Annotated in this window: 9 protein-coding genes; 6 read left to right on the plus strand and 3 right to left on the minus strand. The window is 44.3% G+C overall.

Going from position 1 to position 13,966, the window contains the following annotated elements; genetic code table 11:
- Position 1: 1 nt before the first annotated feature.
- The 4 genes from QUB16_RS19145 (at position 2) to QUB16_RS19160 (ending at position 5,127) form a co-directional block, all read left to right on the plus strand.
- A complete protein-coding gene (locus QUB16_RS19145; RefSeq protein ID WP_333318470.1) occupies positions 2–157 on the plus strand; it encodes a hypothetical protein in 156 nt (51 codons plus the stop codon).
- A 188-nt stretch (positions 158–345) separates the two neighbouring features.
- On the plus strand, positions 346–1,887 hold the full coding sequence (locus tag QUB16_RS19150; RefSeq protein WP_333318472.1) for a relaxase/mobilization nuclease domain-containing protein: 1,542 nt from the start codon (positions 346–348) through the stop codon (positions 1,885–1,887).
- 470 nt (positions 1,888–2,357) lie between these two features.
- Positions 2,358–4,067 (plus strand): DEAD/DEAH box helicase, encoded by a 1,710-nt coding sequence (locus QUB16_RS19155; protein WP_333078719.1) that lies wholly within the window; start codon positions 2,358–2,360, stop codon positions 4,065–4,067.
- Positions 4,068–4,086: 19 nt separating this feature from the next.
- A complete protein-coding gene (locus QUB16_RS19160; protein ID WP_333033453.1) occupies positions 4,087–5,127 on the plus strand; it encodes a hypothetical protein in 1,041 nt (346 codons plus the stop codon).
- An 886-nt stretch (positions 5,128–6,013) separates the two neighbouring features.
- Here QUB16_RS19160 and QUB16_RS19165 read toward each other — a convergent pair.
- Positions 6,014–6,271 carry a hypothetical protein gene (locus tag QUB16_RS19165; protein WP_333318474.1) on the minus strand — a complete coding sequence of 86 codons (258 nt, stop codon included), beginning with the start codon at positions 6,269–6,271 and terminating at the stop codon, positions 6,014–6,016.
- A gap of 216 nt (positions 6,272–6,487) precedes the next feature.
- Between QUB16_RS19165 and QUB16_RS19170 the strand changes: the two genes are divergently transcribed.
- Complete coding sequence (locus QUB16_RS19170; protein WP_333318475.1) at positions 6,488–7,030, plus strand: hypothetical protein; 543 nt, start codon at positions 6,488–6,490, stop codon at positions 7,028–7,030.
- Positions 7,031–7,216: 186 nt separating this feature from the next.
- Here QUB16_RS19170 and QUB16_RS19175 read toward each other — a convergent pair whose 3' ends face one another.
- Positions 7,217–8,968, minus strand: coding sequence for a site-specific integrase (locus QUB16_RS19175; protein ID WP_333318477.1), 1,752 nt, complete (start codon positions 8,966–8,968; stop codon positions 7,217–7,219).
- 992 nt (positions 8,969–9,960) lie between these two features.
- Here QUB16_RS19175 and QUB16_RS19180 point away from each other — a divergent pair.
- Positions 9,961–10,461, plus strand: a complete 501-nt coding sequence (locus QUB16_RS19180) for a hypothetical protein (protein WP_333246673.1) — start codon at positions 9,961–9,963, stop codon at positions 10,459–10,461.
- Positions 10,462–10,670: 209 nt separating this feature from the next.
- On the opposite strand, the gene QUB16_RS19185 is transcribed toward QUB16_RS19180, so the two are convergent.
- On the minus strand, positions 10,671–13,910 hold the full coding sequence (locus QUB16_RS19185) for a DUF4347 domain-containing protein (RefSeq protein ID WP_333318479.1): 3,240 nt from the start codon (positions 13,908–13,910) through the stop codon (positions 10,671–10,673).
- Positions 13,911–13,966 lie beyond the last annotated feature (56 nt).

Genomic DNA, 13,966 nt, shown 5'->3' on the forward strand with positions numbered 1-13,966 from the left:
TATGATTGGCAAACAAATCAAAGGTACAGGCTTTCGGGGCTGTCTGAACTACGTGCTGGGCAAAAAAGACGCCGCTCTAATTGGCGGTACTATGTGCGGACAGACTCCTGAAGAACTGGCTGCTGAATTTGGGATTGCCCGACAACTAAGACCGTAAGGATTCAGGTCTAAAAACTTGCGGCTCCAACGCTTGTCTGGCAAGGGTTTTAGGGCAAAATAAGGGTTTTTGTCTTTCGTGGTTAATTGTCAATAAACGAGGAGAAGTGACAGTTTTTCGTGGTTTATTGAGAATAAAGATTGATTTAGTATCAAGCTCCATATCTAAAGTCTTTGCCCAGCAAGGAGTTGAGTGACCTGAATCCTTACCTAAGACCTAACCTGAAAGTAGCAGTATTTCATGCTACTTTATCTGTCGATTCTACCCAGAAACTAGAAGTAGATGTTGACAATGACCAGCGCTGGCTGGCGATTGCAGCCGACTACATGAAAGCGATGGAATTTGACAACAACCAGTATGCAGTTGTCAAGCACAACGATACAAACCATGACCACATTCACATTGTCGCCAGTCGCATTCGCCTAGATGGAAGTATCGTTGACGATAGCTGGGATTATTACAAAAGCCAAGAAACTATTCGCCAGCTTGAACGAGACTACAATTTAGAAACTATTGCACCCAGTTGGGAAATAGATAAGCGAGCTCCGACTACAGGAGAACACAGATATTTACAAAGCAAGGGAAATAAGAGTGTCAGAGTGCAATTGCAAGACCTAATTGATGAAGTTACCCAAGACAACCCAAGTATGCCAGAATTCGTTGAGCGGTTGCAGCAACAAGGCGTAGAGGTGCAAGTCGGATTGACTCGAACTGGAATCGGCTTCAATAAAGGCATTTCTTACAAATTAGATGGAGTTGCTTTAAGTGGTACTCAGTTGGGTAAAGCCTACACTTTTTCTGGATTGCAGAAGCATCGAGGCGTTAGCTATGACAAAGGGCGAGATAACGCCCTAATTGATGCTTTAATGCAGCCACAACACTTAGCTATCGCCCCCAGCGAGGCAGAGGAAAATGAGTTAGAGTCGTCACAATCTGAGCTAGTAGGATCCCTATCTGCAACAGCAAATGAGTTAGAATCGTCACAATCCGAGTTAGTAGCAACCGTACCTGCAACGAGTGCAACAGCAAATGAGTTAGAGTTGTCACAATCTGAGCTAGCAGCAACCGCACCTGGAACTCCTGCAACAGCAAATGAGTTAGAGTTACAACTGTCAATCCTGCCTGAAAGGAATGAAAATCAGTGGCAAAAAGTGCGATCGCATCTAGCAGTCGAGTACAGTTTACCTTTAGAGTTACTCGATTTATTGCACGCTCATTCTTGGCTGTATGCCGACTCAGAAAAGGCTGTCTTTACAGGACGGACGCTTGAGGGGGAAGCCCGGTTCGCTTTTGTTCTCGATGCAAGAGGCAACTGGACTACAACGCATCCCCTGCCATCTGAAGCTGCTTTTTGGGTAGCCATTACCGGAGAAATTGAGAGAGCTGTGATTACCTGTAACCCAATAGAAGCCCTTTCAATTTTGCTGATTGAACTAGAAAATAATCCGAATAACTCTGCAACAGAACTCCCCACAATTTACATAGGAATTGAACGAGTTTCACAACTGCCTACACAATTCTTACAAGAACTTGATAGCGTTATTATAGCACTGGCAGAAGATTCTCAGCTCGCTCAAAATGCGCTCGCGCTGCTGCAAAATGCAGAAGTTGTCAGTCCACAGTCAAGTTGGAATGATATCTGGATACAATTAATTGAGCAAGAACAGCGAAGTCACAAACAAAATAACCAACAGCACAAACAGCCAATCCCAAACATTGAACTGGATTAATTGTTGCTACCTTAAATTTGTCTAGAATTTAAACAAAGTGCTTAGGTTCATAAAACAATCAATATGTTTGATAAAACCTGTTGATCAATACTTCGGACAGTTTTTTAACGGCCCAGCACCGCCGAGGGCGAGGAAGCCCTGCCATTTTTTACGCATTTTCTGAAACGAGTGCGCGCTTACTTAAACCTTGAAAAAATAGTCCAGCATATAGCCAGTAAGGGTTTCGGAGACTCGACTAGATATAAAACTGTCCTCCGTATTGCTTATGGGACAAGGATTATGTCTCACCACTACTTCCGTATCACTACCAAGCATCATAACGCTTGCTGTACAATAAAGGGTTCTAGCCGTGGGTCGCCCGTATTCTTAGCCTCAAACGCTAAGGATAATGACTACACTTATTACCTAGCAAAGCTTTTAGGCTAGCGGACAGGTCTGTTTAGCAGACCAAGTAAGGAAAAACTATAAATATGGAAAAAAACTATACATTTCAATTCAATCCTTCCACTGCCTTAGAAGCCCTGAAAGCTGGTAAATACGACCCCCTTAACTTCTACGAAGCGCGTTTAGACCTGTTTAACCTCTCGGTAATGGCAGACTATGACCAACTCATTTGCCTACCCACATTAACTGCTATCGACAAATACTGGTATCAGATTGAAACAGCCCGAAAAGTCCTCAGACAAATGGGTGGACGGGCATTACTAGCGGATGAAGTCGGATTGGGTAAAACCATTGAAGCGGGACTAATCATCGCCGAATACTTAGCTAGGGGAATGGTAAAGTCCATCCTAGTGTTAACTCCGGCATCCCTAGTTTCCCAGTGGCAATCAGAGTTAAGTGACAAATTTAATATCGCTACTATCACCACAGATAACCGTGACCCACAACAACCGATAGACGAATTTTGGACAAATAATCCGCGAATTATCGCTTCATTAAACACGGCTAAGTCTGCTAAACATTATCTTCACGTCACCAGTCGTACTTGGGATTTGGTTGTTGTCGATGAGGCACACCATCTAAAAAATCGCAGTACCCTCAACTGGAAACTGGTCAACGCCCTCAATAAGCGGTTTATCCTCATGCTTACTGCTACGCCAGTGCAGAACTCCCTTGTGGAACTGTTTAATCTGCTAACCCTCCTCAAACCGGGACTGCTACAAACAGAAGCCGCTTTTAAAAAAGAATACGTCAATTCCAAGAATGGACGAGTCCCTAAAAATCCCGAAAAGTTACGCACTCTGATGCGGGAAGTTATGGTACGAAATACCCGCGCCCTAGTAGATGTCAAACTGCCCAAACGCTTCGCCACCACAATTACCGTTACCCCGGCAGCCGGAGAGGAGAAACTTTACCAAGACTTGAGCAAGTATCTACGTTCTTCAGAGGACAAACTAGACAGACTCTCCCGTACTAATTTGCTAATGCGAGCGGGTTCATCCCCTAATGCTTTAGCTGACTCCCTCAAGCAACTGACTATCCGCCTACCCGATGAAGAACTGAAGTCTTTAGCTGCACGAGCATCCCAAGTCAAGCAGGTCGAGAAAGCAAAAACCTTAGTAGAGATGCTCTCCAAATCTCGCCAGAAAACCTTAGTTTTCACAACCCATAAAGCAACTAGCACCTATTTAGCTAAAACGCTGCAAGCGGAAAATATCCCCTTTGCAGAATTTACTGGCGGAATGTCCCTTAAACAGAAAGATGAGGCTATAGCCGCATTTCGGGATAATGTTTCTGTACTCTTAGCATCGGAAACAGGGGGAGAAGGACGTAACATCCAGTTTGCTAATGCGATCGTTAATTATGACCTGCCCTGGAACCCAATGAAAATTGAACAGCGCATTGGTCGTATCCACCGCATCGGACAAACCCAGGATGTTTTTATTTTTAACTTCTGTCTCAAAGGCAGTATCGAAGAGTATATTCTGCGGATACTGCACGACAAAATTAATATGTTTGAACTGGTAGTCGGAGAAATTGAAACAATTTTAGGCAATGTGGATGATGAATTTGACTTTAGTGAAGTTGTCATGGATATCTGGCTTAAGCATCAAGTTAAACCCGAATTAGATCAAGCCTTTGAGCAATTGGCAGATAATTTGTTGAAAGCCCAAAAACAATATGAGCAAATTCAAGAACTGGATGAACAGATTTTTGGCGAAGATTTTGAAGCTTGAAAAATTGATTTGATTAAATATGTTATCCGACCCAATAATTACTACTTTAGAAAAAATTGTAGCTCTCCATGACGGAATAGCTGAACCGGCTGGGGAACACGTTTTAAATGCGCTGTTAAATGAAAACATAGCCTCGTTACTTTCTCTACCAGAAGAAGTAACTTTTACAACTATCACTGATGTACCTCAAAGTGTTTTTGTTACTTATCATTCAGAAGTATTAAATAAATTATCTGAACTATTAGCTGTTAAAGGGCAGATTAGTGCCTTGGGTGTAAAATTTGATGGCTATCTAAAAGCTACGGGATTTGACAAAAGCATACCAGAGAGATTCAAACCTCAAAATGGGTTAATTCGTTTTGTAGATGCTAAACCATCAACCACTCGCTACATTTTATGTAATGTGGCTTACACAGCGAATGCCGAAGAAAAAAGGATTGGTCTAGTTTCGTTTATTATCAATGAAATAACAGGAGTAACACCAGTACAAATTGGGGATGCTTTATTTTGGGAGTCTGACAGAATGGATGTGGATAATCAAGAAACACCATTTTCTATTCCTTTTGATGAGTTGTTGAAGTTAATCGAACATCAAAGTGGAATATTGATTGGAAAATCTTTAGATAATTGGCAGGCTAAATTAACAAGAGCAAGAGCTAGGGATGAAGAAAGACTCAAGGATTATTACAACACGATTAGCTCTGGGATTCGCCACAAGATTGAGTTAAAAAATTTGATTGGTGATGAATTAGACAAAGAATTAGCTCGAATTGAAGCTACTAATAGAGAGCTAGATCGAAAATTGTTAGATATCCAAGAGCGTTATGCAATGAGTGTAGAAGCTTGGTTGCACAGTGCAATGATTATCCATCTACCTACAGTACATATTCAATGTGAGTTGCAAAGAAAGAAAACGAAACGGACTGTAACAGTAGTTTGGAATCCGTTCACTAAAATTATTGAACCTCTTTGCTGTGAATTATCAGGAGAACCTGTTTACGATTTCTATTTAGATGATCTATCAGCTAAAATTATCTCCCCGACAGTTTGGACTAGATAGGGGTATAGCCGAGATACGGGCTTTCCGAGGACACGACGTAAAGTTTTGTAACAATGCCGCTTTTCAATGTCCCTTCCGCCTACAGAAGCTGCCAACACTCAGTCAGGTAGAGCAGAGTAGTATTACTACTCTGCCCTCGTACAGACCCAAAAAGCGGAAATCTTTTACTGCTAAACATTTCAGGCTTTGCTACTTCAAGTCATTTTGTCTTATATTTACAAAACTTTACGTCATGTCCTATTTTGCAGGTATCTCGGCTGTACCCCAAAGGTGCGTCCAGGTTTTGAGTTGAGTGACCAAACGAAAAGATACGCTTGCTGTAATTCAATCCAGATGCAACAACTTGACTATTAATTCAATTCAGATGCAACAACTTGACTATTAATTCAATTCAGATGCAGCAACTTGATTCTTAATTCAACTTAGGTATTGTAACTTGACTATTAAATCAATTCGGATTTTGTTAAAAGGGCTAAAAAATAGCTAATTGTTGCGTCAGCTAAAGTCAGGCAAGTGCATTATAAAGTCAGGCAAGTGCAGTATAAAGTCAGGCAAGTGCAGTATAAAGTCAGGGGTTTGCAGGGGGTGCACTTTACCTGCAAATACCTGCAAATATCCTGCAAATGCCTGACTTTTTCGGTCAAATTACTGCTTTTTGGTGCAAGGACTGCCTTTGCCTGTTGAGGCTGGTTTTGGCTGTTCTCAATCGGTAGCAAGCAATGGTTTTGTGATCACAAACCTGACTTTTACGTGCAGACAAAAAATAATGCACCTTTATGAATGGGGCATCATAGGTGTCAAGGGGCTTGAGTGTTACCCGCTCTCCGACTGTGCCGATTGCTCACATTGCTCCTGTTGTTGTGACAACTTCCTAGCAGCACTGGCATCAATTGCTGTCGCCACACCTGGGTAGCGAGCGATCGGCTTGAGCGACAGCTCGATCGCCCATGCCGGAGCTCATAGAATCAAACAGGCTCACGGCTACCAATCTCGCGCCGTAGCTCCAGCTATTGAGGAGGATTTTGCGGAGGCAACCGACGCGGGTCTTTCTTGCATCCACCGATGTTTTGGTGATCGTTGGCAAGGTAGAATTTGCCCAGTTCAAAAAGCTTGTGAGTTCTCCGGCAACAACCGGAAAAGGCATAGGCGTTGCTGATTCACGGTATGAATAAACTTTTCGTTTGATGTTACAAAACTCACTCTACTTGGCTTATAGCCATTCCAAAAACTTGATTCATACCTGTATTCAGCAACGCCTAATAGAGGAGAGCGCGCACGTAATACTTGCAGAGGTCAAGATTTAGCTGAATAACCTTTAACCCCGTAAGATCGAAGGATAAACTTAGAGGTAAGCCTGCTTATGTCTTGGTGGAAAAAACCATTAATTGCTATGACAGTTTTACTGGCTACAGGATTCAGTTATCCAGCAACCGGGGATTCAACCTCAGCACAAGGCGAGATATCGCACATCCAGACTATCGCATTCGCTGAATGGAAATTACTATCGCCAAAAGAAGAGCAATTTTCAATCCTAATGCCCATCGGAAACATCGAAAGAAACTTAATGGGGAATGGAACCCAAAAAGATTACACAGTCCGCACCGAGCAAGAAGTTTTCACCGTAGCCTTGTGGGATATGTCAGCAAAAGTGAGGGGAAAGGAGGCGAATCTACTAGCCGACATAGCGGCGAAACCACAATCGAATTATAGGCTTATTAGCCAACGAAAATTTGCGTTGAACGGCAATCCGGGAATTGAACTAAATTACACCAGCGAGAAATATCCAAATCAGAAGCTAATAAAGCGCTGCATCATTGCACCAGGAACCTTGTATCTAATCATCGTGGTGTCAGACTCGCCAACCCGAGCCAAAACTTTCCTGGATTCGTTTCGGTTAAAGTGAGTTTCGGCAGCAGCGAAAATACAACTCCCCAGAGCGATCGGGATTTAGGTCACTGAATCAGTATCCGATGTCAGGGGCTGATTTATGAAGTACAGCTTAACAACCCGGAATCGGGGCAGGCACGGGGGTTCTGCCCCTAAAACCGAGTTGTTTGTACTTCACGAACCTGCAAAAGTGCAGTAATAATCAAGTTTCAGCATCATTCTCAAATGAAATCACTATCAACGGTTCCACAATTGGTTCAGGCAGAATGCCGGCTGAGAGCGACTGCAACGCTTCCAAAGCCGGAGCCACCTTCTGAGAAGGAGTGCGGCGATCGTAGATTTGACCCTGAGTCTTCTGAGAGTGAGCCATCAAGTCCGCCAAAGCTGCCAGCACGGTATCCTCCGCTCCCGATAATTTAAGGTGAGTAACAATGGAATCCCTCACCATATGCGGTGTAAAAACTTGGCCTGTCAACCGATAGCTCCGACTACGGAAGTAATTACCCAAAGCGCTGGTGTCAAGCGGATCGCCGTTGACTTTTGTAAAAAAATACCCATGCTTAGGATTGAAAATAGGCCGCCATTTTTCCAGCCATTCCGTAAAAAAGGGATACAAGCTCTCTGGCAGTTCTATTACCCGCTTTTGACCATTCTTGCAAAAGCTATCACCCGTCTTGAAGTCAGCAGCACTGTGCTCAATAAACCACTTCCCATCGCGGTTGAATAGAGTGCGGCCAACCTCTAGTTCCCTCAGCGTCCGGCTGCGGTCTGGAAAAGCACTCAACAGCATAAAAATCAAAGCTATTTGGTAACTTTGGGCGATCGCCTTCAGTGGCCGCTTCTTGCCACAAGCACTCCGCTCCTTACATTCCTCTACCAACTGTTTTACACAGGTTAAGAAGACTGGCCAATCGAGCCATTTCTTCGATTCATCGGAACAGCGCGGGCTTTGATTTACCCTGACCATAATCTCGCCTTCCAACAGCCTCAATTCCTCAATAATTGGAATATCTTTGTACCCGACCTGCTTGCCACCAACTTGGTGGCGACTGCGCTGTTTCGATGCTTTATGATAAAGAAATTTCGCCACAGCTACCAGACATTCCACAGCTTTAAGTTCAGTATTAGGAGACGCTCCTCGGGCTTCCCTCAACCATTCTAAGTGAGAGTCAATTAGCTCTATCACTGCCTCTATCTCTGCTTCATCTTTCTTGCCTTCAGGAGTTAATCCACTGTAAGCTACCAATTTTTTGAGACTTAACTCGTCGAGGGGGATGCCCTGATAACGATGGAGCCAACCTAATAGCCTCTTCGCGGCTGTAACGTGAGCCATTGCACTAACAGGGCGCAGAGCTTGATCTTGGCGATTGCGATTCCCAACCAGAGCAGTTTGGAATTTCAAGAACAGATCGAGTTCCTGCTGTAAATCAGGCGAAATCTCTTCAGATTTCAAGGTGTATTGAAAATTAGGGCAACCCCGATTGATCTGGCGCTCGGTCACCCGAGGTTTGTCCTTACTAAAGCTTCTTGTATTCCGCATTTTCGGACAGCGTTTCTCTCGGTCTTTCTCGCTAACAATAACTGCCCCATTCCACCAAGGTTGTTGCTGACTCCACAAGAGAAACTTGGTCAAGTGCATTCGATAAGTTCTACAGATAGAGAGCGTACACTTCAGAATTTTAAAAACCTCCTTTTGATAACTCAGAGCATTTTTCAATTCATGGGTAGGAATTTTCCCCAGCAATTTCCAAGCTGCTTTTGACTCAACTGAGGTTAACTTTTTGCCCTCCGGGAAAGGCAAGCCATACTTAGGTAAAACATATCGGAATAAAGCCGTTCGCAGGAGAGTTAAACCATGATTTTTAGCCTGAAGATTTTTTGCCTTAAAATTTTGCTCGTAGAGGCGATAAGCCTCCTCCCAATTTTGCGGTACGGTATTGATGAGTTTGTCCATTTTTACTCCTTTGGGGTGTGATATATCACACTTTAACATCAATTGAATGGCACTCATTTTGCTCTTTATCTATTAAGATATAAGCAAACAAATGCGGTGAAACTCTTGCGGATAAGCCCTTACAGCCTCAAGCTGTAGCTCAAACGTGATAAATAACTGCAAGAATACTTATCACGCTATTTAGACTTGAGTTTCTGTTAGCAACCCCTCGAAAAAAAACAAAAAAGCCGGGACGGTAATCCGCCCCTGCCAAGGGTGTTTTATTCAATTATTGCTTTGACTCTTGTAACCTTTTTGGGCTATTTCAAAGTCTCCTTGCTTATTAGATTTTGCAACCAGCTCTCACTTCGCTCTGCTCTGGAAACGAACCAAAAAAAAGGAGCTCCTGGTAGGGCTCCTGTATAGGTCGTTTTATTATGATTAATCGGAAAGCCGATTCTTGGTTGTGAGGCGTTAAAAAAAAAGCGCCTGCAAAACAAGATGACTAGCAGAATTTTAGAGAGATATATGAGTGCTGGTTTCAGATAGTAGTGCTTACTTTTTGGAAACCACTAAAGTGTTATATTCCTGAAAGTCGTGACTGCTGTAAACAGGATAGCATTAATAAATCCGAATTGACAAGAGGTAGTGGTAATGACCGTCGGTTTGAGATTTGAGAGCGAGCGCCTGAAAGTCGTCAATAGGAATGCAAGCGGAACCAAACCCATACCCAACCTGTGCCAATTTTTTAGTCCCCAACGACTTATCTTCTGGTCAAAATTGCCCAAATTTTGAGAAGTTTCTGGCTGTTATGGCTGAAAAACTAGAAAGCTTGCAAGGATTAAACGCTGAGCAATTACAGGCGTTACTCAATTGGTAATCTATAAACGTCTCGCAAGGCGTCTCTACCCCCCATAAAAAAGGTTTTTTTTAGTCCAGTCAATTGTCCAGTGAGCGACTGGACTAAGCAGAGTTATAATTTGTCCAGTACCAAACTGGACAAGTGACTGGACATGGAAACTTACCCGATCGCAAGCCTGCAAGAGCGCTACAACCTAAGCAGCAAGCAATCTGTGTACGATCGCATAAAAGCTTTATCGATCGAACCAGTAGCCCGAGGCAAAATATCCAGTGACCAACTAGATCAACTGGACAAGTTAAATCAGCATCTAAAATCTGGCGGCACCCTATCTGATTTTGAGAGCAGCCACACCGAAATTTTCAAAACAGAAGCGATCGAACCTACGACCTCAACAGCTATAAATCAAGACAGAGAAAACTTTCTTGAACTCATCGAGGCGATCGCCAGACATATTGCAGCAACTCGCGACCCTTTACAACATTACGCAGCGCTGGAACAGGCGATCGCCTCTGGTTGGATTCTATCAACAGCCGAAGTTAGATCACTCATCGGAGTTAAGCCCAGTGGCGATCGATTCAAGCGGGGCGCTTTCGTATTCATCCGAGCCGACAAAGTGGGGAATCAGGCTGGATGGAAAGTTGAAAAAATATGAGATTTTAAGGCGATCGCTTTGAATAATGGTTGTTCAGCACCAATGAAGTTTGATCGCTCATCAGAGTCAAACCACACGACGTTCAAATCAATCGCGGAAGCTTTGCGTTTGTATAGAGAGTTGGTGATGTAATTAGGTATGAGGATGAAATATTTAACTACTTTCGGGACATATTAGTAGACCAAGGATTCCTCGCCCTACTAACAGCCTTAAAGCAGAGTAATTGCAGTCGATGCCGAAGCGCCACTCGAACCTGGGCCCAAGCCCAAATTCACCACCCCACCAGCCAAACCCGGAAGATTGTTAATCGTCAGACTAACGCTAGTTTGACCGGGATTAAAGTTCACCGTACCGGACGAAGGATTCACAGCAAAGGGACTAATGTTGTAGTCTACGTTGTTCACAGGTTGACCAACACTAGGGGCAACAATCAAATAGTCCACCGAAGCCGAAACCGAAGTATTGCCAGTCCGATTAATTGTAACAACTCCAGAACCACCATCAATAATAGGATCGGGAGACGAACCGTAAGAGAAGAAAGTCGGAGGCACAGCATTAGTATCAATATTAGAAATCCCTTGATATTCAATCTTCCCCACTAGGTAGTCGGAACCATCGCTTTTGAAGGGGGTGGCGACGTAGGCAGCGGTGGGGCTATCGTAGGCTTTGGTGGAGAACCGCAGTTCGTCGAAAGTAGCGTCGCCCAGAGAGTTTGCATCTATCTTGAATTGGAAACTGCCATCGGTGCGATCGCCAATGAAAGTCACTCCATCTGAAGACACAGTAATGGGTTTTGGAGCGCTCGGAGCGTTGAGGCGAGCGATCGTAAATTTGGTGGCTGGTACCAGAACCCCATTATTAAAGATTTGCAGGAAAGCAACTTCATTGCCTTGATCGCCCAAATCTGGACTTGTTTTGGGGGTCAATCCAGCGAGGTCGATCGTTGTGCTAGTGATGTCTTGGTTATCTGCCCATTTCACCTTCAGCGCCTGAGATTGATTGGTGTTGGGGTTATGGTTGATTTCCGCCCGAATTTTCTTAGCGTCGGTGAACCAACCATCATAAGAGGATGGGACACCAATACCACCGATACTGCCGTAGCTCATCCAGCTTTTAGGGTTTTCGTTGCTTGCTAAGGTGAGGTTGCTGATGACATTCGGGTTAAGATAGTCAGTTTCCGCGCCATCAAAAGCTATCCCAGACAGTTTGATGCCTTGATTCTGGGCGGCATTCGGCCATTTTGTGATCAGGTCATTAACACTGCTGTAATTATTGGTTTGACCCAAAGAACCACTAAGAGTCGGCGCGGGCGTCGGAGTTGGCACTGGGACGACAGTACCTCCCAATTCAAAAGAGCCGCTGTCCACGATCGCACTTCCGTTACCATCACCATCTTGAGGGCGACTCACGCCGCGCTGATCCGCAGCCGGCGCGCCAGCAGCAATACCTTTATCAATTGCCGGACTTCCTGCTAGCAATGGCATGACAGAGAAACCGTTAATAGTTTGCAAAACATCCAGTTTAGGGTCAGCAATAGTCACAGCATCTGTTACATTAAAATCACTGGAGTCATTGGGATTTTTGGCAGGCCATTGAAAATTCCCACCGCCATCACTAAATTTGCTATTACCGGCATTTTGTTTGATATTCCAAGAATTGCCACCATTATTTGCTGTATTGTTAGCAACAATCGTATTTTTGAGAGTAGTTTGCAAACCACCACCCCAAAATGCCCCGCCTTGAAATCCCGCTGAATTCTTAGCAATAGTGCTGTTGACAATGCTAATAGATTCAGAGGTGTTTAAGACGATTGCACCACCCAAACCACTTGTACCGCTAGTATTCTCTGCTTTGTTTCCTGCAAAGGTACTGTTGATAATCGTACCAGGGGATTTTTCTCCCACCCACAAAGCACCACCTTGACTCTGCGCTAAATTGTTAGAAAAAGTAGTGTTGCTGATTGTGAATTCGCCGTTACCAATTCGTAAGCCGCCGCCTAAAGCATCGCCGTTGCTGCTTTTGACGACTTGATTGTTGACTATTGTACTGCCTTCAACAATGATTTTGTCTGGGGGATATACAAAGAGAAACATCCCGCCGCCTTGTCCTGCGCCTTTGTTGCCCTCAAAGCGACTGTTGCGAATGGCGATCGTCCCACCGACAGACCCAGGTGTACTATTTGGGCCGGAAGCATTAGCACCGTCGGTGTAAATTGCACCGCCATAACCACTGGTATTTGCTCCGGTTCCTGCCGTAGAATCGTTATTTAAAAAAGTAGAATTTTCGACGGTTAGGTTGCCCAAAAGGTGGTTGATTGCCCCGCCGTTAATGCCTTTGTTGTTGGTAAAAGTAGAGCCTTTGACAGTGAGAGAACCTCCACTTTTTGTGCTGATCGCACCGCCACCTCGTTCGCTGTTAGCCGATCGCCCGTCGTTGCCAGTAAAGGTACTGTTGAGCACATTAGTGGTACTCTTGAAACCCGCGTAAATGCCACCAGCGTAACCAGCGACGTTATTATTGACTTGGCAATTTTCTAAAGTTAAAGTGCTGTTGCCACCTGTTTGAATGCCACCACCAGCGCTAGTTACCTCATTATTTAGATCGGTTCCTAAAACTTTGCCGTTGGCAACAATCAGGTTTTTTAAAGTAACATTGGTTGAACCTTCGGTGAGCATCACCCGCGAAGCATTGTTGCCACTGATGGTTAAATTGATAGCAGCGCTTGCATCAATTGTCAAGTTTTTATTGATGACAAGTTGACCGGAAGTGAGAGTAATTGTTTGGCTGGCAAGAGTCGAGGCAAATTGAATGGTATCGCCGGTTGCTGCGGAGGCGATCGCACTTCTCAAGGAACCGGGCCCGCTATCATTATTGTTGGTAACGGTAATAGTTGCTAAAGTCCCTCGGTAATCCGCCATTGCTTCTGGAGTCAAGGCTAGCGGTGCTTCAATATCACCCTTGGCAAACTCCAAATTCCAGTTACCACCGCGGCCAGTGCGATCGCTAGATGCAGCAATATCAGCCCCGGTTAACTCGCCTAGGCGATCGACAAAATCGCTCCCCGAACCCGCTGCAACATCGCAACCATAAAGCACAATATCTGCTTGGTCGCTTAGCGCATTTCGCCACCCTTGCAACTGGCTTTCATATTGTGATAAATTATCCGCATTTAACGTTGCAGAACCTAGCTGCAAGCTGCCCGAATTGCCGTGAGAAAAAATGTGAACCGAGTCTATCGCCCCCTTAGTAGAGGCGTATTTTTCAATTTCAGAGGTGATTTGCTCGATGCCGTTTTTGGTGCTATCGAGTATTACTACCTGCTGTCCCGGCAGCACTCCCGCTGCAATTGACTCGTAATCTTTAACGCCGGAGTCAATGAAGACTAAGGAGCGCACTGGCTGTTTTTCAAAAGCAGATTGTGAGTTAAGTTGAGCGAATGTAGAACTCATATTGGAGACTCCATTAAGGGCATTATTAGTAGATACACCCCGGAGTTATCTCATCA

The sequence above is a fragment of the Microcoleus sp. D3_18a_C4 genome, assembly GCF_036702415.1.
Lineage (GTDB): Bacteria > Cyanobacteriota > Cyanobacteriia > Cyanobacteriales > Microcoleaceae > Microcoleus.

Coding starts and splice junctions, on each gene's coding strand:
- QUB16_RS19165 (WP_333318474.1), bottom strand. CDS start 6,271: ATGCCTTTTCCGGTTGTTGCCGGAGAACTCACAAGCTTTTTGAACTGG.
- QUB16_RS19160 (WP_333033453.1), top strand. CDS start 4,087: ATGTTATCCGACCCAATAATTACTACTTTAGAAAAAATTGTAGCTCTC.
- QUB16_RS19155 (WP_333078719.1), top strand. CDS start 2,358: ATGGAAAAAAACTATACATTTCAATTCAATCCTTCCACTGCCTTAGAA.
- QUB16_RS19170 (WP_333318475.1), top strand. CDS start 6,488: ATGTCTTGGTGGAAAAAACCATTAATTGCTATGACAGTTTTACTGGCT.
- QUB16_RS19175 (WP_333318477.1), bottom strand. CDS start 8,968: ATGGACAAACTCATCAATACCGTACCGCAAAATTGGGAGGAGGCTTAT.
- QUB16_RS19180 (WP_333246673.1), top strand. CDS start 9,961: ATGGAAACTTACCCGATCGCAAGCCTGCAAGAGCGCTACAACCTAAGC.
- QUB16_RS19185 (WP_333318479.1), bottom strand. CDS start 13,910: ATGAGTTCTACATTCGCTCAACTTAACTCACAATCTGCTTTTGAAAAA.
- QUB16_RS19145 (WP_333318470.1), top strand. CDS start 2: ATGATTGGCAAACAAATCAAAGGTACAGGCTTTCGGGGCTGTCTGAAC.